Source organism: Streptomyces tuirus (genome assembly GCF_014701095.1).
Lineage (GTDB): Bacteria > Actinomycetota > Actinomycetes > Streptomycetales > Streptomycetaceae > Streptomyces > Streptomyces tuirus.
This window is the reverse complement of record NZ_AP023439.1, coordinates 1,712,204-1,735,922: the sequence shown is the minus strand read 5'-3', so window position 1 is coordinate 1,735,922 and position 23,719 is coordinate 1,712,204. Positions and strand designations below refer to the sequence as shown.

17 protein-coding genes and 1 tRNA gene are annotated in these 23,719 nt (G+C 70.2%); 7 read left to right on the top strand and 11 right to left on the bottom strand.

From position 1 onward, the window contains the following. Window positions 1–63 precede the first annotated feature (63 nt). Together IGS69_RS08065 and IGS69_RS08060 are read left to right on the top strand one after the other, a co-directional pair. Window positions 64–1,455 carry a pyridoxal phosphate-dependent decarboxylase family protein gene (locus IGS69_RS08065; protein ID WP_190898004.1) on the top strand — a complete coding sequence of 464 codons (1,392 nt, stop codon included), beginning with the start codon at window positions 64–66 and terminating at the stop codon, window positions 1,453–1,455. After that, complete coding sequence (locus IGS69_RS08060) at window positions 1,452–2,864, top strand: lysine N(6)-hydroxylase/L-ornithine N(5)-oxygenase family protein (protein WP_190898003.1); 1,413 nt, start codon at window positions 1,452–1,454, stop codon at window positions 2,862–2,864. Before IGS69_RS08065 ends, IGS69_RS08060 begins: the two co-directional genes overlap by 4 nt. Before the next feature lie 13 nt (window positions 2,865–2,877). On the opposite strand, the gene IGS69_RS08055 is transcribed toward IGS69_RS08060, so the two are convergent. Then, complete coding sequence (locus tag IGS69_RS08055) at window positions 2,878–4,674, bottom strand: bifunctional metallophosphatase/5'-nucleotidase (RefSeq protein WP_190898001.1); 1,797 nt, start codon at window positions 4,672–4,674, stop codon at window positions 2,878–2,880. 164 nt (window positions 4,675–4,838) lie between these two features. On the opposite strand from IGS69_RS08055, the gene IGS69_RS08050 reads away from it, so the two are divergent. Both IGS69_RS08050 and pyk read left to right on the top strand, forming a co-directional pair. Beyond that, complete coding sequence (locus IGS69_RS08050) at window positions 4,839–5,555, top strand: SIMPL domain-containing protein (RefSeq protein ID WP_190898000.1); 717 nt, start codon at window positions 4,839–4,841, stop codon at window positions 5,553–5,555. A 165-nt stretch (window positions 5,556–5,720) separates the two neighbouring features. Then, complete coding sequence (pyk, locus tag IGS69_RS08045; protein WP_190897999.1) at window positions 5,721–7,142, top strand: pyruvate kinase; 1,422 nt, start codon at window positions 5,721–5,723, stop codon at window positions 7,140–7,142. A gap of 11 nt (window positions 7,143–7,153) precedes the next feature. On the opposite strand, the gene IGS69_RS08040 is transcribed toward pyk, so the two are convergent. Then, window positions 7,154–7,942 carry a helix-turn-helix domain-containing protein gene (locus tag IGS69_RS08040; protein ID WP_190897997.1) on the bottom strand — a complete coding sequence of 263 codons (789 nt, stop codon included), beginning with the start codon at window positions 7,940–7,942 and terminating at the stop codon, window positions 7,154–7,156. A gap of 82 nt (window positions 7,943–8,024) precedes the next feature. Then, window positions 8,025–8,108 (bottom strand) — tRNA-Leu (locus IGS69_RS08035). A 97-nt stretch (window positions 8,109–8,205) separates the two neighbouring features. Between IGS69_RS08035 and IGS69_RS08030 the strand changes: the two genes are divergently transcribed. Then, a complete protein-coding gene (locus tag IGS69_RS08030; RefSeq protein WP_190897996.1) occupies window positions 8,206–8,862 on the top strand; it encodes an ANTAR domain-containing response regulator in 657 nt (218 codons plus the stop codon). Window positions 8,863–8,935: 73 nt separating this feature from the next. Here IGS69_RS08030 and IGS69_RS08025 read toward each other — a convergent pair whose 3' ends face one another. The 7 genes from IGS69_RS08025 to IGS69_RS07995 all read right to left on the bottom strand — a co-directional run bounded on the left by IGS69_RS08025 (window position 8,936) and on the right by IGS69_RS07995 (window position 18,417). Beyond that, window positions 8,936–9,652, bottom strand: a complete 717-nt coding sequence (locus tag IGS69_RS08025; protein ID WP_104779423.1) for an ABC transporter ATP-binding protein — start codon at window positions 9,650–9,652, stop codon at window positions 8,936–8,938. Beyond that, complete coding sequence (locus IGS69_RS08020; protein ID WP_190897995.1) at window positions 9,649–10,512, bottom strand: ABC transporter ATP-binding protein; 864 nt, start codon at window positions 10,510–10,512, stop codon at window positions 9,649–9,651. The genes IGS69_RS08025 and IGS69_RS08020 overlap by 4 nt, the downstream gene beginning before the upstream one ends. Window positions 10,513–10,516: 4 nt before the next feature. Further along, window positions 10,517–12,331, bottom strand: coding sequence for a branched-chain amino acid ABC transporter permease (locus tag IGS69_RS08015; protein ID WP_190897994.1), 1,815 nt, complete (start codon window positions 12,329–12,331; stop codon window positions 10,517–10,519). A 4-nt stretch (window positions 12,332–12,335) separates the two neighbouring features. Continuing rightward, window positions 12,336–13,265, bottom strand: coding sequence for a branched-chain amino acid ABC transporter permease (locus IGS69_RS08010; protein ID WP_190897992.1), 930 nt, complete (start codon window positions 13,263–13,265; stop codon window positions 12,336–12,338). Between the two features lie 138 nt (window positions 13,266–13,403). Continuing rightward, window positions 13,404–14,633 (bottom strand): branched-chain amino acid ABC transporter substrate-binding protein, encoded by a 1,230-nt coding sequence (locus IGS69_RS08005; RefSeq protein WP_190904412.1) that lies wholly within the window; start codon window positions 14,631–14,633, stop codon window positions 13,404–13,406. Window positions 14,634–15,593: 960 nt separating this feature from the next. Further along, window positions 15,594–16,082, bottom strand: coding sequence for a PaaI family thioesterase (locus IGS69_RS08000; RefSeq protein ID WP_190897991.1), 489 nt, complete (start codon window positions 16,080–16,082; stop codon window positions 15,594–15,596). A gap of 55 nt (window positions 16,083–16,137) precedes the next feature. After that, on the bottom strand, window positions 16,138–18,417 hold the full coding sequence (locus IGS69_RS07995; protein WP_190897990.1) for an FdhF/YdeP family oxidoreductase: 2,280 nt from the start codon (window positions 18,415–18,417) through the stop codon (window positions 16,138–16,140). A gap of 186 nt (window positions 18,418–18,603) precedes the next feature. Between IGS69_RS07995 and polA the strand changes: the two genes are divergently transcribed. Together polA and IGS69_RS07985 are read left to right on the top strand one after the other, a co-directional pair. Then, window positions 18,604–21,330: a DNA polymerase I gene (polA, locus tag IGS69_RS07990; protein WP_190897989.1), complete on the top strand. Its 2,727-nt coding sequence runs from the start codon at window positions 18,604–18,606 to the stop codon at window positions 21,328–21,330. Window positions 21,331–21,956: 626 nt separating this feature from the next. Further along, window positions 21,957–22,703 (top strand): hypothetical protein, encoded by a 747-nt coding sequence (locus IGS69_RS07985; RefSeq protein ID WP_190897987.1) that lies wholly within the window; start codon window positions 21,957–21,959, stop codon window positions 22,701–22,703. On the opposite strand, the gene IGS69_RS07980 is transcribed toward IGS69_RS07985, so the two are convergent. Continuing rightward, window positions 22,621–23,478 carry a DUF4184 family protein gene (locus IGS69_RS07980; RefSeq protein WP_190897986.1) on the bottom strand — a complete coding sequence of 286 codons (858 nt, stop codon included), beginning with the start codon at window positions 23,476–23,478 and terminating at the stop codon, window positions 22,621–22,623. The two genes, IGS69_RS07985 and IGS69_RS07980, sit on opposite strands and share 83 nt — an antisense overlap. Window positions 23,479–23,719 lie beyond the last annotated feature (241 nt).

The following is a 23,719-nucleotide window of genomic DNA, read 5'->3' as shown; positions in this document are numbered from 1 at the left end:
TCCACACGGGTTGCGTCGTTGAACTCTCCGGGCGCGTCGCCCCGCGCCCCGGAGGTCAGCCCCATGAGCACGCCGCCCCTCGCCTCAGGCCACGAACACCCCCACGCCCTGCGGCCGTTGCTCGACACCGTCCTCGAAGCGCTGGACACCGGCGCCCGGGCACGGGGCGGGCCCCTGCCGGCGGGCGGTCCGGAAGCCGTCGCGGGCCGGATCCGGGAAGCGGCCGGAGACATCCTCCCCGACCGCGGCGACCCGCACGCCCTCCGCACCCTGGTCCACGCCTTCGCCGCGACCGCCGCCGACCCCGCCCACCCCCTGTGCGCCGCCCACCTCCACTGCCCGCCGCTCGCCGTCGCCGCGGCCGCCGACCTCGCCGCCTCCGCCCTCAACCCGTCGATGGACTCGTGGGACCAGGCACCGGGCGCGTCCGAACTGGAACGGCTGATCGCCACCGCACTGGCCCGCGAGGTCCACCCGGCCGGCACCCCCGACTCCCTCGTCACCACCGGCGGCACCGAATCCAACCAACTCGCCCTGCTCCTCGCCCGGGAGGCCCACGGCGGATCCGTCCGGCTCGTGTGCGGGGCCAACGCCCACCACTCGCTGCCCCGCGCCGCCTGGCTGCTCGGCCTGCCCGAACCCGTCGTCGTACCCGCCCCGGGCGGAACGCTCGACCCCGAAGCGCTCGACGCGACCCTCACCCGCCTGAGCGGCCCGCTGATCGTCGCCGCCACCGCCGGCACCACCGACGCCGGACTCATCGACCCGCTGCCCGAGATCGCCGCCCACTGCGCGGCACACGGCGCCCGGCTGCACGTGGACGCCGCCTACGGCGGAGGCCTCCTCTTCAGCGACCGGCACCGCACCCGCCTCACCGGGCTCGACGCCGCCGCCACCGTCACCCTCGACCTGCACAAACTCGGCTGGCAGCCCGTCGCCGCAGGACTCCTCACCGTCCGCGACACCCACGACCTCACCGCCCTGCGGCAACGCGCCGACTACCTCAACGCCGACGACGACACCGAAGCCGGACTGCCCGACCTCCTCGGCCGGTCCCTGCGCACCACCCGCCGCCCCGACATCCTCAAACTCGCCGTCACCCTCAAAACCCTCGGACGCAGCGGCCTCGGCGCGCTCGTCGACCAGGTCTGCGCCCACGCCCGCCAGTTCGCCGCCCTCGTCGACGCCCACCCCGACTTCGAACTGCACGCCCCGCCCGTCATCAGCACCGTGCTGTTCCGCCCCACCGGCGCCACCAGCGCCACCGTCGCCGCCGTACGCCGCACGCTGCTCACCGACGGCTCCGCCGTCCTCGGCCGGGCCCGCCTCGACGGGCGGCTCTGGCTCAAGGCCACCCTCCTCAACCCCGTCACCGGGCCCGACGACCTGGCCGCCCTGCTGCACCTCGCGGCAGCGAGCCGAGCCACCCTCGTGGAAGGACACACCCCCCGATGAACCCCGCCCCGGCCCCCGGACCCGACGCCCCCCGCGACCTCGTCGGCATCGGCATCGGCCCCGCCAACCTCTCCCTCGCCGCGCTCGCCCACCCCCTCGACGGCCTCGACACCGTCTTCTACGACCAGCGCCCCGCCTTCGGCTGGCACCCCGGCCTGCTCATCGAAGGCGCCACCATCCAGGTCCCGTTCCTCGCCGACCTGGTGTCCCTCACCGACCCCACCAGCCCCTGGACCTTCCTCAACTACCTCCGGTCCCGCGAGCGGCTGTTCCCCTTCTACTTCGCCGAGCGCTTCCACATCCAGCGCGCCGAGTACGACGCCTACTGCCGCTGGGTCTGCGAAAACCTCCCCGGCCTGCACTTCGGCCACCAGATCGACGCCGTCCGCTGGAACCCCGAACGCGACGTCTTCGAGGTCGACTACACCCAGCTCGACACCGACGGAGAAGCCGAGGCCCTCGGCCGCACCTACACCCGCAACGTCGTCCTCGGCATCGGCACCGAGCCCTACGTCCCCGACCCGCTCAAGCCCCTCGTCGACGCCCCCGGCGTACCCGTCGTCCACGCAGCCGACTACCTCGACCACCGCGCCGCCCTGCTCGCCGCCGGCCACGTCACCGTCGTCGGCACCGGACAGTCCGGCGCCGAGATCTTCCTCGACCTGCTCCGCAACAGGCCCGCCGGACACGAGAAACTGCACTGGCTGGGCCGCACGGAGGCCTTCGCCCCCATGGAGTACTCCAAGCTCGGCCTGGAGCACTTCACCCCCGACCACACCCGCTACTTCCACGCCCTGCCCGAATCCACCCGCGACCGGCTCGTCGAGGGCCAGTGGCAGCTGCACAAGGGCATCGACGCCACCACCATCGCCGCCGTCCACGACGAGCTGTACCGCCGCACCCTGCACGGCGGCTGGCCCGACGCCGTCCTCACCCCCGGCGTCCGCGTCCGCACCGCCGGCCGCGTCGCGACGACCAAAATCGAACTGCACCTGGAACACCCCCTCCAGGACAGCCGCTCCCGCCTCACCACCGACGCCGTCGTCCTCGCCACCGGCTACCGCGAGCGCCCCCTCGACCGGATCCTCGCCGGCCTCGACCCCTACATGCGCCGCGACAACCAGGAGCGCCCCCGCATCGACGAGGACCACCGGCTCGTCCTCGACCCGTCCGTCACCGGCACGGTGTACGTCCAGAACGCCGAGACCCACACCCACGGCGTCGGCGCCCCCGACCTCGGCCTCGCCGCCTGGCGCAGCGCCATCATCCTCAACTCCCTGACGGGCGGCGAGGCCTACGCCCTCCCCGGCCGCACCGCCTTCACCACCTTCGGCCTCACCCAGCGCCGGCACGTCCCGCCGCCCCGCGAGGCACCGGCCCTGACCCCGCTGGTCGACGACCGAAGGTGATGAACCGCCCGGCTCAGAAGACGGGCGTGCCGTTACGGGTGAGCTTCCAGTCGACCCCCGCGAACACGGCCGGGTCGATCGACCCCTTCGCCTTCACCCAGGCGATCATGGTGTTGCGGATCTCGTCCGAGTTCGACCACACCAGCTGGGCCGCGGCGACATGCGGGAAGTTACCGCCGCCGTTGGCCCGGTAGTTGTTCACCGCGAACACGAACGTCGCGTCGTCCGCGAGCGGCTGCCCCTCGAACCGCACATTCGTCACCCGGGAACCGGCCGGCCTGGCGATGTCGATCTCGTACGACAGACCGCTCACCACGTCGTAGTTGTAGTCCGGCGTGCCGTTCGCGTTCGTCAGCTTCGCCGGATCCACCGCCGCGTCCGGCGCCGTCTGCACGAAGTAGTTCGCCGAGAACTCCAGGTACGCCTTCATCTGCGCACCCGTCATCAGACGCGCCTCCAGCGTGTTCTCGAAGACGTACAGACCCGCCACGTCCCGGATCGTCACCTCGCCCGCCGGGATCCGGGCACTGCGCGAGAAGCACGCCGCCTGCGACAGCACCGGCAGCGCGGCGTGCTCCGTCCCCGCCAGCGCCTGCTTCACCGTGTCGGCCTGGATGTGGTTGATCAGATCGATGATCGGCACGTCCTTGTACGGCGCCTCGGCCGACGTCATCTCCGCCGCGTTGGTGCCGATGACCTGGTTGACGTACGCCACGACCTTCTCGTGCTCGTCCGCGAGCAGCTTCGTGATCTTCGGGTCCTCCTCCACCGTGTTGGAGTTCAGGACCTTCGCGCCCACCTTCTCGACCGCCCAGCAGCCCTTCTCCCAGACCAGCTCGAAGTCGAACAGCGTCAGCCGCTGCCCCCACTTCAGCGGCTCCGACAGCACGACCCGCTTGCCCGTCTTCTTGTTCGTGACGAAGTACTCGGGAATCTCCGTGTGCGCGTGCCCGACCAGGATCGCGTCGATCCCCGGCACCTGCTCCGCCACCAGACCCGCCGCGTTCTCGATGTACGGCAACTGGTCACCGTAGGACGACGTCCCCGACGAACCGCTGTGCGCCGACACGATCACCACGTCCGCGCCCATCGACCGCAGCTTCGGCACCCACTTCGCCGCCTGCTCCTCCAGACCCGGGAACGTCATCCTGCCCTGCACGTTCGCCTTGTCCCAGATCGCGATGCCCGGGTTGGTCAGCCCCAGCACCGCCACCTTCACGTCCCGCCCGTGCGGCGTACGCAGCCGGTGCATGCTGTACGGCGCGAACGCCGGCCGCAGCGTCTTCGCGTCCAGCGCGTTCGCCCCCAGCAGCGGGAAACGGCACTGCTGCTCGAACTTCCGCAGCACCGGAATGCCGTAGTTGAACTCGTGATTGCCGAGCGCCGCCGCGTCGTACTCCATGGCGTTCATCGCCTGCGCCATCGGGTGCACCGGGCCGCCCTTGGCGGTGATCGGGTCGACCTTGGCGTAGTAGTACGACAGCTGCGTTCCCTGGATCGTGTCGCCCGCGTCGATCAGCAGCGTGTTGCGGCGGCCCTTCTCCGCACGGACCCGGTTCACCAGCGTCGAGACCTTCGCCAGACCGACGTCGTTGTGGTCCTTGTCGTCGAACTCCTTGTCCGTGAAGTAGTCCCAGTTGAAGACGTTGCCGTGCAGGTCCGTCGTCCCCAGCACGGTGAACGCGTACCGCTTGGCACCCGGCTTCGCCTCGGCCGCCTGCGCACCCGGCGCCGAGACCGCACCGGCCAGTGCCACCCCCGCCCCGGTCACGGCGGACTTCTCCAGGAACTTCCGGCGGTTCAACGGCATGTCTGGCTCCCCTTGCGGAATCTGTGAACGACGCGCGTAGATAACGCGCGTAGATTCTGACCCGTCCATGACCGGCCGCAACAGACCCGGCAGGTTGCGATCTGATGACTCGGCCCCCGGAACTCCCGGCCGCCGACCAGCCCAGACATGACAGAGTGGGACGTATGACCGCGGCCACCCCAGACGCCCCCCAGCCCGCCGTCCCCTACGGAACACCTGAGGCCCCCCGCATCGCCGTCCGCGGCGAAGCCCGCCTCGAAGTCGACCCCGAGATCGCCCGCATCGGCATCACCGTCGCCGCCCGCGGCCGCGACCGCCGCTCCGCCCTCGACGACCTCACCCGCCGCAACGCCGGCATCCTCGACCTCGTCAAGTCCTACGGCGACGCCGTCGAACGCCTGGAGACCGGCGCCTTCTCCATCACCCCCGAACTCACCAAACACGGCCGCGGCGAACGCGTCCGCACCTACCACGGCAGCGTCCGCGTCACCGCCGAACTCACCGACTTCACCGCCCTCGGCGAACTCACCACCCGCCTCGCCGACCTCGAACTCACCCGCCTCGACGGCCCCTGGTGGGCCCTGCGCCCCGACTCACCCGCCCACCGCGAGGCCAGGAAGCAGGCCGTGCACGAAGCCGTCCAACGCGCCCGCGAGTACGCCGAAGCCCTCGGCACCAGCCTCTCCGCCCTCGTCGAACTCGCCGACATCGGCGCCGAGACCGCCCCGCCGGCCCACCCCCAGGCCCCCGGCCGCATGCGCTCCGCGGCCTTCGCCGGAGCCACCGAGGACACCCCCGCCCCCCTCGACCTCGAACCCCAGCGCCAACGCGTCCACGCCCAGATCAACGCCCGCTTCACGATGGTGCCGCCGCGGCTGTAGACACACCCACGGCATCCTTTCGAAAATCGGACCGAATTCCTCGAGATGCTCATCGGAGCACCCCGCCGCACAATTCAACACTTGTCAATAGCGCTTCACCGAAAGTCTGTTGAGTGGTCACCCCCGACCAATTCACTACCAGTCGGTAACTCATAGGCTCGATTCATGCGCCGAGCCAAAATCGTCTGCACCCTGGGACCCGCCACCGACTCCTACGACCAGATCAAACACCTGGTCGACGCCGGAATGGACGTAGCCCGCTTCAACCTCAGCCACGGCAGCCACGCCGAACACGAGGAGCGCTACCACCGGGTCCGCAAAGCCGCCGACGAGACCGGCCGCAGCGTCGGCCTCCTCGCCGACCTCCAAGGCCCGAAAATCAGGCTCGGCCACTTCACCGAAGGACCCGTACTCCTCGAACGCGGCGACACCTTCACCATCACCGTCGAAGAAGGCATCGAAGGCGACGGCCGCATCTGCGGCACCACCTACGCCGGCCTCGCCACCGACGTCACCCCCGGCGACCGCATCCTCATCGACGACGGCAAAGTCTGCCTCCACGTCACCGCGGTCGACGGCCCCCGCGTCCACACCACCGTCCGCGAGGGCGGAGTGATCTCCGACCACAAAGGCCTCAACCTCCCCGGCGCCGCCGTCTCCGTCCCCGCCCTCTCCAAAAAGGACGAGGACGACCTCCGCTGGGCCCTGCGCACCGGATTCGACGTCATCGCCCTCTCCTTCGTCCGCTCCGGCCGCGACATCCAGGACGTCCACCGCATCATGGACGAGGAAGGCCGCCGCCTCCCCGTCATCGCCAAGATCGAAAAACCCCAGGCCGTCGACACCATCGACGACATCGTCGCCGCATTCGACGGCATCATGGTCGCCCGCGGAGACCTCGGCGTCGAAATGCCACTGGAACACGTCCCGATCGTCCAGAAGCGCGCCGTCAAACTCGCCAAGCGCAACGCCAAACCGGTCATCGTCGCCACCCAAATGCTGGACTCGATGATCGACAACGCCCGCCCGACCCGGGCGGAAGCCTCGGATGTCGCCAACGCCGTCATCGACGGCACGGACGCCGTGATGCTGTCCGGCGAGACCAGCGTCGGCAAGCACCCCATCGAGACGGTCCGCACCATGGCCCGCATCGTCGAAGCAGCGGAGGAGGACATCCTGGCGAAAGGCCTCCCACCGCTGACCGAACGCAACAAACCCCGCACCCAGGGCGGCGCGGTCGCCCGCGCGGCGGCCGAGATCGGCGACTTCCTCGGCGCCAAGTTCCTCGTCGCCTTCACCCAGTCGGGCGACACCGCCCGCCGCCTCTCCCGCTACCGCTCCCCGATCCCCCTCCTCGCCTTCACCCCCGACCAGGCGACCCGCTCACAACTCAGCCTCACCTGGGGCGTCGAGACGTTCCTCGGCCCGTGCCTCGACTCCACGGACGCGATGGTCGACCAGGTCGACGAACTGCTGCTGCGCCACGGCCGCTGCCGCCCGGGCGACACGGTCGTCATCACGGCGGGCTCCCCACCCGGCGTCTCCGGCTCGACGAACATGGTCCGGGTCCACCACATCGCGGAGTAGCGACGCCGGTGTCAGTACTTGGGGCCCACGTGGGCGTCCATGAGGGCTACGGAGGCTTTGCGGGCGACGGAGATGTTGAACGGGTCGCCGTTGCGGGCGCAGAGCGTCCACTCGACGCGGAGCGTGTCCAGGGTGTCCGTGTAGAGCCGCCGGATGTCATCGGAGACATTGGTGAAGAAGTACCGGGGATATTCGTAGCGCTTCTGCTCACCGGCCACCATGCGGGTCGTCCAGTTCGTGATCCGGCACCCGTCGGAGTGAATGAGCCCGCGGATGAATTCCCAGGGATGGGCGTCCACGATGTCCTGCTGCCAGGGTTCGAGGACGATACGCCGCTCGTGCTTCTTGCCGGGGCCGTGCTGCGGGAAAAGACAGTGCAGGTGCTTCGAGTAGACCTTCACGTTGCGGCAGCCGGTCTTGCGGACACGGCAGACGGAATTGTCGGGGAAGACCGCACGCATGGCCTGTTCGCAGTCGTCCATGAGTCCAGGCCATGACTCCGTGCAGGCGATCATGAGGTTGGGCACGCGGTGCTCGGAGTAATGGCTGATGTGACCGTCCCCGAGATACAAGCCCAGCAGGTAGGAATAGGCAGGCTCGTCCAGATCTCGCCCGTCGCACCGGGGGCACTTCGGATCGTGGCGGCCGGGACACTCGCCGCGCTTGGCGCGGTCGAGGTGTTTCCAGTAGCCGACCGTCCCCAGCGGCACGTTGAGGCTACGGGCCACTTCCGCGTTCCTCACGCCGCCGCGCAGCAGGGTGATGGCTTTCTGTCGCACGTCAGTGCCATGGAAGTTCATGCGATCACTGTGGGGTCACTATGGGTGACCTTGGGCAGCAAAAAGCGGAGAACCACGCGAACGTGATCCTCCGCTTACTCAGTGCCGGGTGCGGGACTCGAACCCGCACGTCCTCTCGGACAGATGTGTTTGAGACATCAGCGTCTGCCTGTTCCGCCAACCCGGCGACAGCACTGATCGGAGTGTACCCGGTGACCGGTACCGGCTTCAGCTAGGTACGCTCTTGGGAGCAGACCGGCCCTGCCCCGTAACGAGGAGCCCACGTGAGTGCCCCCGAGTCGCCCCAGCCTGTTGACGTGCCTGATGAGGACAAGTCGCACGTGCCCCCGATGACGACGCGGGTCGTCATCGCCGAGGACGAGGCGCTGATCCGGCTCGATCTCAAAGAGATGCTGGAGGAGGAGGGGTACCGCGTCGTCGGCGAGGCCGGGGACGGTGAGCAGGCGGTGGAGCTGGCTCGTGAGCACCGGCCCGACCTTGTCATTCTCGACGTGAAGATGCCGAAGCTCGACGGTATCTCCGCTGCCGAGAAGATCGCGGAGGAGAGCATCGCGCCGGTGCTGATGCTGACCGCGTTCTCCCAGCGGGATCTCGTGGAGCGCGCTCGGGACGCGGGTGCGATGGCGTATCTCGTGAAGCCGTTCAGCAAGACGGACGTCGTGCCGGCGATCGAGATGGCCGTCTCGCGGTTCACGGAGCTGAAGGAGCTGGAGAAGGAGGTCGCCGACCTCACGCTCCGGCTGGAGACGCGCAAGCTGGTGGACCGGGCGAAGTCGATTCTGCAGACGGAGTACGGGCTGTCGGAGCCGGCCGCTTTCCGGTGGATCCAGAAGACGTCGATGGACCGTCGGATGTCGATGCAGCAGGTCGCGGAGGCGGTCATCCAGGACGCCGAGGAGAAGAAGGCCGACAAGGCCTGAGTCACAGACGCAAGAGGCCCGCTCCCCTTCGGTTCGCGAGGGGAGCGGGCCTCTTCGTGTGTGGGCCGGGACGTCAGTCCTCGCCCAGGTAGGCCTTGCGCACGGACTCGTCGTGCAGCAGGTCCTGCCCGGTTCCGGAGAGGACGATGTTGCCGACCTCCATGACGTGGCCCTGGTCGGCGAGGGAGAGCGCGGCCTGGGCGTTCTGTTCGACGAGGAGGATCGTCGTGCCCTGGGACTTGAGCTCCGAGATGGTCGCCATGATCTTCTGCATCATGATCGGGGAGAGGCCCATGGAGGGCTCGTCGAGCATGAGCAGCTTGGGCTGGGACATGAGGGCGCGTCCCATGGCGAGCATCTGCTGTTCGCCGCCCGAGAGGGTGCCGGCGGCCTGCTTGCGGCGTTCCCCGAGGATGGGGAAGAGGTCGTAGGCGCGCTGGATGTCCTTCTCGATGCCGTCCTTGTCCTTGCGGAGGAAGGCTCCGAGCTGGAGGTTCTCGGCGATGGTGAGGCGGGGGAAGATGTGCCGGCCTTCGGGGGAGTGGGCGAGGCCGAGGGCGACGATCTTGTGGGCGGGGACCCCGCTGAGGGGCTTGCCGTCGAAGAGGATCTTCCCGGAGGTGGGCTTGAGCAGGCCCGACAGGGTGCGCAGGGTGGTGGTCTTGCCGGCGCCGTTGGTGCCGATGAGGGTGACGACCTGCCCGGCGTCGACGCTGAAGGAGATGCCCTTGACGGCTTCGATCTTGCCGTAGGAGACCCGGAGGTCCTCGACCTCGAGGAGTGCGGTCACTTGGCTTCTCCCTTGGTGCTGCTGGTGGTGCTGGTCGCGTCGGCGGCGGCTTCGGCGGCCTCGACCTCGGCGGCTTCGGCTTCGCCGGGGTCGCCTTCGAAGGGTTCGCCCAGGTAGGCGGCGACGACGCGCTCGTCGGCCTGGACGACTTCGGCGGTTCCCTCGACGAGCTTCTCGCCCTGGACGAGGACGGCGACGCGGTCGGAGAGGTTGAAGACGAAGCGCATGTCGTGCTCGATGAGGAGGACGGCGATGCCCTTGTCGCGGATGGCGAAGACGAGTTCCTCGGTGGCGCGGGTCTCCTGGGGGTTCATGCCGGCGGTGGGCTCGTCGAGGAGCAGCAGGCCGGGTTCGGAGGCCATGGCGCGGGCGATCTCGAGCTTGCGCTGTTCGCCGTAGGGGAGGTTGCGGGCGAGGTGGTCGCGCTTGTGGGCGAGGCCGATGAACTCGAGGAGTTCCATGGCGCGTTCCTCGCTGGCGCGTTCGGCCTTCTTGAAGCCGGGGCCGCGCAGGAGGGCGGACCAGAGGCCTTCCTTGGTGCGGGTGTGGCGTCCGACGAGGACGTTTTCCAGGACGGTCATGTTGGCGAACAGACGGATGTTCTGGAAGGTGCGGGCGATGCCGGCCTGGGTGACCAGGTGGGGCTTCGGGGGGAGGACGGTGCCCTTGTAGGAGACGGTGCCCTCGGTGGGGACGTAGAGGCCGGTCAGGCAGTTGAAGAAGGTGGTCTTGCCGGCGCCGTTGGGGCCGATGAGGCCGACGATCTCGCCGGCGTTGACCGTGAAGTCGACGGAGCGTACGGCGGTGAGGCCGCCGAAGCGCATGGTGACGTCGCGTGCTTCGAGTACAGGTGTGGTCATGTTCTTACGCCCCCGCCTTGGTGACGGCCGGTTCGTCGGTCAGCGTGGTCTGTTTGGGTACGTCGAGTTGGCCGGTCTCGTGGAATTCGAGCTGGCGCCGGCGGTTGGCGATGATGCCTTCGGGGCGGAAGCGCATCAGGAGGATGAGCGCGATGCCGAAGGCGAGGAGCGACTTGTCCTGGAGGAAGACCAGCTTCTCGGGGAGCAGGTAGAGCAGGGCCGCGCCGAGGAGTGGTCCGGCCACGGTGCCCATGCCGCCGAGGACGACGGCGGCCAGGAGGAAGGCGGAGTTGGGCGGGGTGGAGCCGGCGAACTGGTAGGGCGTGGGGACGACGCTGTAGGTGACGTGGGCGCTGACGGTGCCGGCGAGGCCGGCGAGGGCGGCGCCGAGGGCGAAGGCGACGAGCTTGACGCGGAAGCCGTTGATGCCCATGGCGGTGGCGGCGGTCTCGTCCTCGCGGATGGCGATCCAGGAGCGGCCGATGCGGGAGTCCGCGGCGCGCGTGTAGACCAGGACGACGATGGCCATGATGAGGACCATCAGCAGGTAGTAGTTGGCGAAGCGGCCGAGGGTGAATCCGCCGATGTCGTGGGCCTGGCCGAAGTTGAAGCCGAAGAAGTTCAGGTCGGGGATGTTGGCGATGCCGTTCGGGCCGTTGGTGACGTCGGGTCCGGAGTCGCCGTCCATGTTGTTGACGGCGATGCGGAAGATCTCTCCGAAGCCGAGGGTGACGATGGCGAGGTAGTCGCCGCGCAGTCGCAGGGTCGGGGCGCCGATGAGGACGCCGAAGACGAGCGATGCGGCGGCGCCGGCCAGGGCGGAGGCCCAGAAGGGCAGGTGGACGCCGGAGATGGTGGAGAACTCGGAGCCGGAGACGAGCGCGGCGGTGTAGGCGCCGACGCCGAGGAAGGCGACGTACCCGAGGTCGAGGAGTCCGGCGAGGCCGACGACGATGTTGAGGCCGAGGGCGACGGTCCCGAAGATCAGGATGTTGACGCCGATGTTGGCGTAGTGGTCGTCGGTCTGGGTGAACGGGAAGGCGATGGCCGCGGCGAAGCCCATGGCGAGGGTGAAGCTGCGGTTGGCGGCGACGAGGGCCGAGAAGCGGTCCATGAGGCCGGCGGTGTGCAGGGCCCACATGGCGAAGGTGACCACGAAGAGGTAGCCGATGAAGAGTTCGCCGTACTCGGTGTCGATGCCGTAGGTGAAGACGCCGAGGCCGATGATGGTGACCACGGTGATGACGGCCCGCTGGATCCAGGGCGCGATGGCCTGGGCGGCGGGGATGTGGTCGGGCTTGGCGATGTAGGCCTTGATGGCTTCCTTGGTGCCGTCGGTGCCGGTGCGCTCCTGGGGGAGGGCGAAGGCGCCGAGGACGGGCAGCAGGGAGGCGATGGCCGCGATCCAGCCACCGGGTTCGAGGTTGACGACGCCGCCGAGGCTGGCGCTGATGGCGATGACGGTGAACCAGGTGACGGTGAAGCCGCCGAGTGCGGTGAGGGCGAGCGGCGCGTTGTTGCGGGCGGGCAGCAGCCAGCCGAGGCCGCGGATGCCGTAGGAGGCGAGCGCGAACAGGGCGGTGAGGACGCCGGCGGTGAAGGTCAGCCACTGCAGGCCACCGGGGTAGCCGTTGTAGGTGAGGTCGCCGGGGAACTCGGCGGTCCAGGTCCAGGCGAGGAACGCGGAGGCGGCGGTGGCGATGCCGCCGGCGAGCAGCAGGGCGCGGGCGGCCGCCGCGGGCAGGGGGATGAGTCCACGCGGTGCGGGCGTCGGGGTGGGGACGGCGTCCGGCACGGGCGTCTTGGTCGTCTCGGTCATGTGATCACGCCCTGTCCGCGACGCGCTCGCCGAGCAGGCCCTGTGGCCTGAAGAGGAGCACGAGGATGAGGAGGCAGAAGGCCCACACGTTGGCCCAGCTCTGGCCGCCGAGCTGCTCCATGCCGGGGATCTCGTCGATGTAGGCGGAGGCGAGGGTTTCGGCGATGCCGAGGACGACGCCACCGAGCATGGCGCCGTAGATGTTGCCGATGCCGCCGAGGACGGCCGCGGTGAAGGCCTTGAGGCCCATGAGGAAGCCCATGCGGTAGTCGACGTTGCCGTACTTGAGTCCGTAGGCGACGGCGGCGACGGCGGCGAAGAAACCGCCGATGGCGAAGGCGATGACGATGATGCGGTTGGTGTCGATGCCCATCAGCTGCGCGGTGTCCGGGTCCTGCGCGGTGGCCTGCATGGCGCGGCCGGTGCGGCTGCGGCGGACGAAGATCGCGAGGGCGGCCATGCAGAGGATGGCGGCGAGGATGAGGAAGATGTCGGCGTCCTTGATGGTGACGGAGCCGATGTCGTGGGTGGCGTCGAGGCCGGGGAAGGCGCGGGCGCGGTCGGCGCCGGGGTAGAAGTTGCGCACGACCTCCTGGAGGGCCAGGGAGAGGCCGATGGCCGTGATGAGCGGTGCCAGGCGTGGTGCTCCGCGCAGTGGTCGGTAGGCGAATCGTTCCGCTCCGACGGCGATGAGGATGGCCACGATGGCGCCGCCGAGGAGCATGAGGGGTACGGCGAGGGCCATCGAGGTGCCGTCGGGCAGGATGTAGAAGTAGACCGTGAGGGCGCCGAAGGCCCCGGTCATGAAGATCTCGCCGTGCGCGAAGTTGATGAGCTGGACGATGCCGTACACCATCGTGTAGCCGATGGCGATCAGCCCGTACATCGAGCCTAGAAGCAGCCCGTTGGCCAGCTGCTGCGGCAGGGTGTTCACCGCATGGCCTCCATGTCGCTGGTGGTCGTGTGCACTGGATGTGTGCGTGGTCGCGTGCTGTGTGGGGGTGTGGAAACGGGCCGCGCGGTCGGGGTCCCCTTCCGCGCGGCCCGTGGTGTGGCGTTGTGGCGGGCCGGACTACTTCAGGTCGGCGGTGCCGGTCTCCACGTCCTTCCAGGCACCCTTCTCGACCTGGTAGACCGTCAGCTGCTTGTTGGTGGTGTCGCCGTACTGGTCGAAGGACATCTTGCCGGTGAGGCCTTCGAAGTCGGACTTCTGGACACCGTCGACGACCTTGGAGCGCAGGTCGTTGATGTCGGTGGGCACCTTGCCGCCGTTGGCGTCGGCGGCGGCCTTGACGGCCTTGATGATGGCGGTGGTGGCGTCGTAGGCGTACGCGCCGTACGCGCCGTAGTCGCCCTTGTAACCCTTGTCCTTGTACGTCTCGATGAACGTCTTGGCCGCGGGCAGGGTGTCGGCGGGGACACCGATGGCGGTGGCGAGGTCGCCCTCGGAGGACTTGCCGGCGGCCTCGATGTAGGTCGAGGCGAACATGCCGTCGCCGCCGAACAGCGGGATCTTGACGCCGGCGTCCTTGAGCTGCTTGGTGATCAGGGCGGACTCGTCGTACTGGCCGCCGTAGTAGAGCAGGTCGGCGCCGGAGTTCTTGATCTTCGTGACGAGGGAGCCGAAGTCCTTGTCACCGGTGTTGACGTGGTCGCTGCCGACGACCTTGCCGCCGAGCTTCTTGTACTGCTCGTTGAAGATCTTCGCGAGGCCGGCGCCGTAGGTCTGCTTGTCGTCGACGACGAAGGCCTTCTTCTTCTTGAGGCCGTTGTACGCGTAGCCGGCGGCGAAGCTGCCCTGCAGCTCGTCGGTGGTGGCGGTGCGGAAGTAGGTCTTGAACGGGCGCTTCTTGTCCGTCTGCCAGTTCTTGCCCTGGGTCAGCTCGGGCGCCGTGTTCGCGGGGGAGATCTGCACCATGTTCGCCGAGGCGAAGACCTGCTGCATCGTCTGGGCGACGCCGGAGTTCAGCGGGCCGACGGCGCCGACGGCGGTCTTGTCGCCGACGATGCTGGTGGCGTTGGACTGGCCGGTGGCGGGCTGCGCCTTGTCGTCCAGGGCCTTGAGCTTGAACTTCACGCCCGGGACCCAGTTGTTTTTGTTGGCGTCGTCGACGGCTATCTGGGCGCCGTACTGGATGCCGAGGCCGGTGGTCGAGTTCTCACCGGAGAGCGGGGCGTCGACGCCGATGGTCAGCGTGGTGCCGCTCCCGTTGTCTCCGCCCTTGTCACCGCTGTCGTCTCGGGAACCGCAGGCGGTGAGAGTCAGAGCTCCGGTCGTCAGAACGGAGGTAAGAATCACCAAGGAACGCTGTCGCACAATCAGTCCTTTCACAGGCAGGCCCCGCCCTGGTCGGGGGGTGAGTGCCGCGCTGGTACCGAACTCCCGATGGAGCGGTGACTGGCCGTGACTCTAAGCCCGGGGTCAGGGCAGGGTCAGCGGCGCGGGCTCGCTTGTGACTTTCTTGTTATGACGGGGTGGATGCCCGGTCTCGGCCGGAGACCCTCTCGGCGGGTTTGGTGGATTTTCGCCGAGGTCCGCATTCTGAGAACTCGCACTTCCGGTTGGCCATGGCTGAGATCGTGCGGTTCCCGGGCCGCGGGCGGTCCGGAAGAGATCGGAAAGCTTCCGGGCGCAGGCGCGGCCGAAGATGAATCCGGGCGTTGTATTGCGCGCGTGTTACGGAGCGTTACGTCGGGGAAAGGGTGATCGACTTCCGGGGCGAGCGCCGGGCGATCGGAAACGGTGATTTCCACGGTGATGCGGCGGGGTGTGCCGGCGGGCACGGTGACGGCCGGGCCGGGGCGGCGCGGGCGCTGAGCCTGGGGGAGGAGGTGCCGGTGACCTGGAGGGTGACGGCGGGGCCGCGTTCGACGGTGACGACGAACCGGAACGGGCTTGTCTTTCCTGGTGAGTTGAGGCTTTCGGCGCGACCGAGGGCGTGAGGGCTTGGGGAGCGCGAGGGTCGCGGCCGCGGCGACGGCGGTCACGGCCGCCGCGACGACCGCCCTTCTCCGCCAAGGGCGGATGCCCGCTCCAACGGTCGGCGAACCGGTCGGCAGGGCGCCGCGCGTTGGTACCGATGACGTCCCAACCGTGTTCGGCGTCGGCCGAGTTGCCTCATGGAGCCACGGTAGGGAGGGGAAGGGGTGGGGGGATGTCGGCTTGCGAGGTGGAGCGCCAGGGAAAGGCCCAGAGGGCGGGCGCGACAACGGCGCGCCCGCCCCCTTCAGGGTTTCCCTGGCTCAGTCCGGACCGCCTGGCTCAGTTCGCGCCGCGGATGAGTTCCTCGTCGCCCGGCTTCACATCGCGCAGGAGGCACGTCAGTCGGGCCGTGCAGACCCTTTTGTCGCTTTCGTCCGTGATGACGATTTCGTACGTGGCGGTCGACCGCCCCCGGTGCACGGGCGTGGCCACGCCCGTGACCAGCCCGGAGCGCACCCCTCGGTGGTGGGTGCAGTTCAGGTCGACGCCCACGGCGATCTTGGAGCTGCCGCCGTGCAGCATCGACCCGATCGAGCCGAGGGTCTCGGCCAGCACCGCGGAGGCCCCGCCGTGCAGCAGGCCGTAGGGCTGGGTGTTGCCCTCCACCGGCATCGTGCCGACGACCCGGTCCGCCGACGCCTCGGAGATCTGGACGCCCATCCGGTTCCCGAGGTGCCCCGCGGAGAACAGGGCCAGGAGGTCCACGCCGAGAGCGGCGTACTCGTCGATGACCTCTTGCGGGAACTTCACATGCTGCTGCTCACCCATCGGGCCCGGCTCCGTTCGTCCTCGTCACTCGGCTGCTCTGCCACTGAGCGAACGCTCAGTCGGTCGCCGATTGTTCCAGACGCACCACGACGGACTTACTGGCCGGGGTATTGCTGGTGTCCGCCGTGGCGTCCAGCGGCACCAGCACATTGGTCTCCGGGTAGTACGCGGCGGCGCAGCCCCGGGCCGTCGGGTAGTGCACGACGCGGAAACCGGGTGCCCGGCGCTCCACACCGTCCTTCCACTCGCCGACCAGGTCGACGTACGAACCGTCCGCCAGCTTCAGGGCCCGCGCGTCCTCGGGGTGGACCAGCACCACCCGGCGGCCGTTCCGGATGCCCCGGTAGCGGTCGTCGAGGCCGTAGATGGTGGTGTTGTACTGGTCGTGCGAGCGCAGCGTCTGCAGCAGCAGGCGGCCCTCGGGCAGCTCCGGGTACTCCACGGGCGCGGCGGTGAAGTTGGCCTTGCCGGTGGCCGTGGGGAAGCGGCGCTCGTCGCGCGGGGCGTGGGGGAGGGCGAAGCCGCCGGGGCGGGCCACGCGCGCGTTGAAGTCCTCGAAGCCGGGGATCACGCGCGCGATGCGGTCCCGGATCGTCGCGTAGTCCTTCTCGAACTCCTCCCACGGCGTGCGGCTGTTCTCGCCGAGCACGCGGCGGGCGAGCCGGCTGACGATGGCCGGCTCCGACAGCAGGTGCGGGCTCGCGGGCTCCAGGCGGCCCCGGGAGGCGTGCACCATGCCCATCGAGTCCTCGACCGTCACGAACTGCTCGCCGCTGCCCTGGAGATCGCGCTCGGTGCGGCCCAGCGTCGGCAGGATCAGGGCACGCGCGCCTGTGACCGCGTGCGAACGGTTCAGCTTCGTCGACACGTGCACGGTCAGCCGGGCCCGGCGCATGGCCGCCTCGGTGACGTCCGTGTCGGGGGACGCCGCCACGAAGTTGCCGCCCATGGCGAAGAAGACCTTCGCCTCGCCGTCGCGCAGGGCGCGGATGGCGCGTACGACGTCAAGGCCGTGCTCGCGCGGGGGTGCGAAGCCGAACTCCCTCTCCAGGGCGTCCAGGAACGCCGGGGCGGGCCGCTCGAAGATGCCCATCGTGCGGTCGCCCTGCACGTTCGAGTGCCCGCGCACCGGGCACACGCCCGCGCCCGGACGGCCGATGTTGCCGCGCAGCAGGAGGAAGTTGACGACTTCCCTGATCGTGGGGACGGAGTGCTTGTGCTGGGTGAGGCCCATCGCCCAGCACACGATGGTGCGTTCGGAGGCCAGGACCATCCGCAGGGCCTCCTCGACCTCCTCCCGGGTCAGGCCGGTCGCCGTGAGCGTCTCGTCCCAGTCGGCGGCACGGGCGGCTTCGGTGAACTCCTCGTAGCCGTGCGTGTGCTCCCGGACGAACGCCTCGTCGACCGCGCCGTCCGTCTCCAGGATCAGCTTGTTCAGCAGCCGGAACAGGGCCTGGTCGCCGCCGATGCGGATCTGCAGGAACAGGTCCGTGAGCGCGGCGCCCTTGATCATGCCCTGCGGGGTCTGCGGGTTCTTGAAGCGCTCCAGGCCCGCCTCGGGCAGCGGGTTGACGCTGATGATCTTCGCGCCGTTGTCCTTGGCCTTCTCCAGCGCCGACAGCATGCGCGGGTGGTTCGTCCCCGGGTTCTGCCCGGCGACGATGATCAGGTCGGCCTTGTACAGGTCCTCCAGCAGGACACTGCCCTTGCCGATGCCGATCGTCTCCGACAGGGCCGACCCGGACGACTCGTGGCACATGTTCGAGCAGTCCGGCAGGTTGTTCGTGCCGAGCTCGCGGGCGAACAGCTGGTAGAGGAACGCGGCCTCGTTGCTCGTGCGGCCGGAGGTGTAGAACAGGGCCTCGTCCGGGGACCCGAGCGCGGCGATCTCCTCGGCGATGATGTCGAAGGCGCGCTCCCAGGTGACCGGCTCGTAGTGCGAGCCGCCCTCGGGCAGGTACATGGGGTGGGTGAGCCGGCCCTGCTGCCCCAGCCAGTAGCCGCTGCGGCCGGCCAGGTCGGCGACCGGGTGCGCGGCGAAGAACTCGGGCGTGACCCGGCGCAGGGTGGCCTCCTCGGCCACGGCCTTCGCGCCGTTCTCGCAGAACTCCGCCTTGTGCCGGTGTTCCGGCTCGGGCCAGGCGCAGCCCGGGCAGTCGAAGCCGTCCTTCTGGTTCACGCTCAGCAGCGTCAGCGCGGTGCGCTTGACGCCCATCTGCTGCTGGGCGATCCGCAGTGTGTGCCCGATGGCCGGGAGTCCCGCGGCCGCGTGCTTCGGTCCGGTGACCTGCGGCGCGTCCTGGACCGGATCGCTTATGGGCGGCTTCGACGCCATCGCACACTCCCCTTCGACTGCGCTGTGAGGTAGGCCTCTGATCTTCGCACGCGGCGGTGACAGCGGTTGCGGTCGGGCCACCCGGTACCGAGGGCGGGGTGAGCGGGGTCCTCCGCGGGGTGCGCCCGGGCCCGGCACCCGCGGGGGCGGGGCCGAGTGTCAGTGGGGCGTGGCAGGATCGGGGGCGTGGCAGAGACAGCATCGAAGACGACCGACCAGACCTCCGGCGGCAGCCGGCCGCGACTGATGCTCATGGACGGGCACTCGCTGGCCTACCGCGCGTTCTTCGCGCTGCCCGCGGAGAACTTCACCACCGCGACGGGCCAGCCGACCAACGCGATCTACGGCTTCGCGTCGATGCTCGCCAACACGCTGCGCGACGAGGCGCCCACGCACTTCGCGGTCGCCTTCGACGTCTCCCGCAAGACCTGGCGGTCCCAGGAGTTCACGGAGTACAAGGCGAACCGCTCCAAGACCCCGGACGAGTTCAAGGGCCAGGTCGAGCTGATCGGCGAGCTCCTGGACGCGATGGGTGCCCAGCGCTTCGCCGTGGACGGCTTCGAGGCCGACGACGTCATCGCCACGCTCGCCACCCAGGCCGAGGCCGAGGGCTTCGAGGTGCTGATCGTCACCGGCGACCGCGACTCCTTCCAGCTGGTCAGCGAGCACACCACGGTGCTGTACCCGACCAAGGGCGTCTCCGAGCTCACCCGCTTCACCCCGGAGAAGGTGTTCGAGAAGTACGGGTTGACGCCCGCGCAGTACCCCGACTTCGCGGCCCTGCGCGGCGACCCCTCCGACAACCTCCCCGGCATCCCCGGCGTCGGCGAGAAGACCGCCGCGAAGTGGATCAACCAGTTCGGCTCCTTCGCCGAGCTGGTCGAGCGCGTCGAGGAGGTCAAGGGCAAGGCCGGCCAGAACCTCCGCGACCACCTGGAGTCCGTCAAGCTCAACCGCCGGCTCACCGAGCTGGAGCGGCAGGTGGAGCTGCCCAAGGGTGTCACCGACCTGGAGCGGGTGGCCTACGACCGCAAGGCCGTCGCGATGATCCTGGACACCCTGGAGATCCGTAACCCGTCGCTGCGCGAGCGGCTCTTCGCCGTCGACCCGGGCGCCGAGGAGGCCGAGACCACCCCGGTCAGCTCCGAGGGCGTGGAGCTGGACGGCACGGTGCTCGGCACCGGCGAGCTGTCCGCCTGGCTCACCGAGCACGGCACACAGCCCCTCGGTATCGCCACGGTCGACACCTGGGCGCTCGGCACCGGCTCGGTCGCCGAGGTCGCCCTCGCCGCGCCCGAGGGCCCCGCCGCCTGGTTCGACCCCGCCGAGCTCGACGAGGCCGACGAGCGGGCCTTCGCGGCCTGGCTCGCCGACGCCGAGCGGCCCAAGATCCTCCACAACGCCAAGGGCGCCATGCGCGTCTTCGCCGAGCACGGCTGGAGCGTCGAGGGCGTGCGCATGGACACCGCGCTCGCCGCCTACCTCGTCAAGCCGGGCCGCCGCTCCTTCGACCTGGACGCGCTGTCCCTGGAGTACCTGCACCGCGAGCTGACCCCGGCCGCCGCCGCCGACGGCCAGCTCGCCTTCGGGGCGGACGACGGCGCCGAGGCCGAGGCCCTGATGATCCAGGCCCGTGCCGTCCTCGACCTGGGCCAGGCCTTCGAGGGCCGCCTGGAGGAGGTCGGCGCCGCCGACCTGCTGCGTGACATGGAGCTGCCCACGTCCGCGCTGCTCGCCCGCATGGAGCGGCACGGCATCGCGGCGGACCGGTCCCACCTGGAGGCCATGGAGCAGATGTTCGCCGGCGCCGTCCAGCAGGCCGTGAAGGAGGCCCATGCGGCTGCTGGGCACGAGTTCAACCTGGGCTCGCCCAAGCAGCTCCAGGAGGTCCTCTTCGGCGAGCTGGCCCTGCCCAAGACCAAGCGGACCAAGACCGGCTACACCACGGACGCCGACGCCCTGGCCTGGCTCGCCGGCCAGACGGACAACGAGCTTCCGGTGATCATGCTCCGCCACCGTGAGCAGGCCAAGCTCCGGGTGACCGTCGAGGGCCTGATCAAGACGATCGCCGCGGACGGGCGGATCCACACCACCTTCAACCAGACGGTCGCCGCCACCGGCCGCCTGTCCTCGACCGACCCGAACCTGCAGAACATCCCGGTCCGCACCGACGAGGGCCGCGCCATCCGCCGCGGCTTCGTCGTCGGCGAGGGCTTCGAGTCGCTGATGACGGCCGACTACAGCCAGATCGAGCTGCGCGTGATGGCGCACCTCTCCGAGGACGAGGGCCTCATCGAGGCGTTCACCTCCGGCGAGGACCTGCACACCACGGCCGCCTCCCAGGTCTTCGGCGTCGAGCCGGACGCGGTGGACGCCGAGATGCGCCGCAAGATCAAGGCCATGTCGTACGGCCTGGCCTACGGACTGTCCGCCTTCGGCCTCTCCCAGCAGCTGAACATCGAGGCGGCGGAGGCCCGCGCCCTGATGGACGCGTACTTCGAGCGGTTCGGCGGCGTACGGGACTATCTGCGCCGGGCGGTCGACGAGGCCCGGGCCACGGGCTACACGGCGACGCTCTTCGGACGCCGCCGCTACCTCCCCGACCTCAACAGCGACAACCGCCAGCGCCGCGAGGCCGCCGAGCGGATGGCCCTGAACGCGCCCATCCAGGGCACCGCGGCCGACATCGTCAAGATCGCCATGCTGAAGGTCGACGACGCCCTGAAGGAGGCGGGCCTCGCCTCCCGCATGCTCCTCCAGGTCCACGACGAAATCGTGCTGGAGATCGCCCCCGGTGAACGGCCCGCCGCGGAGGAACTGGTCCGCCGCGAGATGGCGAACGCCGTCCACCTCCGCGTCCCACTGGGCGTCTCGGTGGGCGCGGGCCCCGACTGGGAGTCGGCGGCGCACTAGCCCGCAGGGCGGATCGGGGCGGTGGCGCGGGTGCGCGCGGGGTTTCCGTGGCCCGGGGGCTCGAGTCGGGAGGGGGTGGCCTGGGGCTCGCGTCGGCAGGGGTGGCCCGGGTCCTGCGTCAGCTGGGGGCCCGGGTCTCGCGTCGGCAGGGGGCTGCCCGGGTTCGTGTGGCCGACCCGGGGGATACCGTGGCAGCCCGGGTTCCGGTTCTGCCGGCCCGCCGGGGTTCCGCCTCGGCCTGACCGGGCGGCTCGCCTGAGCCGGAGGTGTGGGCTCCCCGCCTTGATCCGGGTGCCGAGGTCTCGCCCGGGCCTGCGGGTGTCGCGCCCGCCCGGGCCGGGGTGCCGGGGTCCCGTCCGAGCCGGGCTCAGGGTTCACGCCTCGGCCGGGCGTGCGGGCGTCGGCCCGCCCGAGCCCGGGGCGCCGGAGCGCTGCCTGAGCCGGGCCCGGGGTTCACCCCTCGGCCGGGGTGCCGGTGCCCTGCCTGAGCCAAGCCCAGGATTCACGCCTCGGCCGGGGCGTCGGCTCGCCCCGGGCGCCCGCCCCGCCCCGGCGCCCACTGATCCGTCACTCGCGTGGACCCCGAGAAGGCGCCTCCGACCACGGTGCTCGCAAAGATGCGGGGCATGGGTATACGCACGCTCCTCAGCCGCACGGCATCAGGCGTGGCACTGCCGCCGGGCCCGGCGTTCGAGGCCGCCGCGAGTACGGTTCGCGTCCCCGTCACCTTCACCTCGGCCCTGCGCCACGCGACGGCGGATCTCCGGCAGCGCCTGGCGCGCGGACGGCGGCCCACCGGCTCCGTCGCCACCGGCGCCCTGATCGCCGCCGCGGTCCTTCCGAGTGCGGACGGCCTGACCGCAGCTCCTGCCCTCGCCGGCACCGAAGCACTGGCTGCCCTCACCGGGCTCGCCGACACCGATGTCCTGTCCGCCGCCCTGACCGGGCTTGCGGACACCGATGCCCTGGCCGCCCTGACCGGTCTCGCCGACACGGAAGCTCTCGCTGCCCTCACCGGGCTCACCGGCACCGACGCCCTGGCCGTCCTCGCCGGTGTCATCGGCGCCGGCCGTACGCTGACCGTCGCCGATCTGACCGCCGTCGCCGGCGACGTCCCCGCCGGGGCCCGGCCCCCCTGCACGCCCGAACCCGAGGGCAAACCCTCCCGCCCCTGGACCCGACTGGCCCGCGACTACCTGGCCCTCGTCCTCACCCTGCTGCCACGCCCCCGCCCCGCGCACACCACCATCACGGTGTACATCACGACGTCCGACAGCGTCCTCAGCGTCCTCAGCGAGCGGACGGGCGGCTCGGCTCCGTCTCGGCGGCAGGGGCAGGAGCGGCGGGGACCGGAACCGGACGCAGCACCCTGACCCCCACGGCGTAGAGCAGCAGCGCCGGGACGAGTCCCGCGCCCGCGCCGAAGCACACCGTCGGAATGATCTCCCAGGGCTTCGCCGCCGAGCCCCAGTACGCCCACCACCGCGACGCCCGCTGCACCGCGCCCGCCAGCGCGAAGCCGCCGATGACGGCAGCGGCCGCCCAACGGTCCCGTACCGCCAGCACGGGAACATCCACCGGCTCGCCCACGGGCGCCCGCCGCAGCGCCCGCGCCACGAACACGGCGATGACGACAGCGGCCACCGCCGAACCCCCGTACTGCAGGTACCAGTACAGAGGTGAGCCCGCCACCTCCCGGCCCAGCACCGGGAACAGCCGCATGCCCCACCGGTCGAGATGCGTGAACGCGTCCCACACCACATGGGTCAGCGCACCGAGCACCGCGGACGCGTACCACCGCGCCACCAGCGACGGCCGCACCCGCGCGCGGGGCGCCCCGCACCGCAGCAGGGCCGCCACCCGCCCCTGCCGGGCCCGCGGCAGCAACGCGACGAGCGGCTCACGCATCAGCAGCCACAGCCCCACCAGCGCCCAGGCGATGAGCACATCGACCGTGAAGACGCCCGGCACCGAGTGCGTGACGTCGCCGAACTCCATCGCCCCGGACAGCACACTCGCCGCGTAGTAGGTCATGTCGGGCGCGAAGGACCCCGCCACGAGCACGGCGGGCACCAGCGGGCCCCGGGCGGTGCCGTCGGTGCGGACGGCGGGCAGTACGGCTGCCGCATGGCTCAGCGTGAACGGCAACTCGGCTCCTCGCGACGGTCGTTGCACCAAGCACGGGAGCCCGGTGGTCAGTGGCCCAGTATGCGGGATGCCACCCGGGCGACCGCGTCACGAGCGGACATGACCAACCGGTGAAAAACGGTCACGAACGGGTGCCCGAGCAAAGGAAGTTGTCGTAGGGTCGCCAGAGTCGCCGCGCGGGGAGCGCGTCGAACACGCGACCGCGGTAAAGAACAGAGCACGCAAGAGAACAGAGTTGTGG

What these genes read in the sequence shown, in the direction of transcription:
- IGS69_RS08065 (WP_190898004.1), top strand. Translation starts at nt 64, where the DNA reads ATGAGCACGCCGCCCCTCGCCTCAGGCCACGAACACCCCCACGCCCTG.
- IGS69_RS08060 (WP_190898003.1), top strand. Translation starts at nt 1,452, where the DNA reads ATGAACCCCGCCCCGGCCCCCGGACCCGACGCCCCCCGCGACCTCGTC.
- IGS69_RS08055 (WP_190898001.1), bottom strand. Translation starts at nt 4,674, where the DNA reads ATGCCGTTGAACCGCCGGAAGTTCCTGGAGAAGTCCGCCGTGACCGGG.
- IGS69_RS08050 (WP_190898000.1), top strand. Translation starts at nt 4,839, where the DNA reads ATGACCGCGGCCACCCCAGACGCCCCCCAGCCCGCCGTCCCCTACGGA.
- pyk (WP_190897999.1), top strand. Translation starts at nt 5,721, where the DNA reads ATGCGCCGAGCCAAAATCGTCTGCACCCTGGGACCCGCCACCGACTCC.
- IGS69_RS08040 (WP_190897997.1), bottom strand. Translation starts at nt 7,942, where the DNA reads ATGAACTTCCATGGCACTGACGTGCGACAGAAAGCCATCACCCTGCTG.
- IGS69_RS08020 (WP_190897995.1), bottom strand. Translation starts at nt 10,512, where the DNA reads ATGACCACACCTGTACTCGAAGCACGCGACGTCACCATGCGCTTCGGC.
- IGS69_RS08015 (WP_190897994.1), bottom strand. Translation starts at nt 12,331, where the DNA reads ATGACCGAGACGACCAAGACGCCCGTGCCGGACGCCGTCCCCACCCCG.
- IGS69_RS08000 (WP_190897991.1), bottom strand. Translation starts at nt 16,082, where the DNA reads ATGGGTGAGCAGCAGCATGTGAAGTTCCCGCAAGAGGTCATCGACGAG.
- IGS69_RS07995 (WP_190897990.1), bottom strand. Translation starts at nt 18,417, where the DNA reads ATGGCGTCGAAGCCGCCCATAAGCGATCCGGTCCAGGACGCGCCGCAG.
- IGS69_RS07985 (WP_190897987.1), top strand. Translation starts at nt 21,957, where the DNA reads ATGGGTATACGCACGCTCCTCAGCCGCACGGCATCAGGCGTGGCACTG.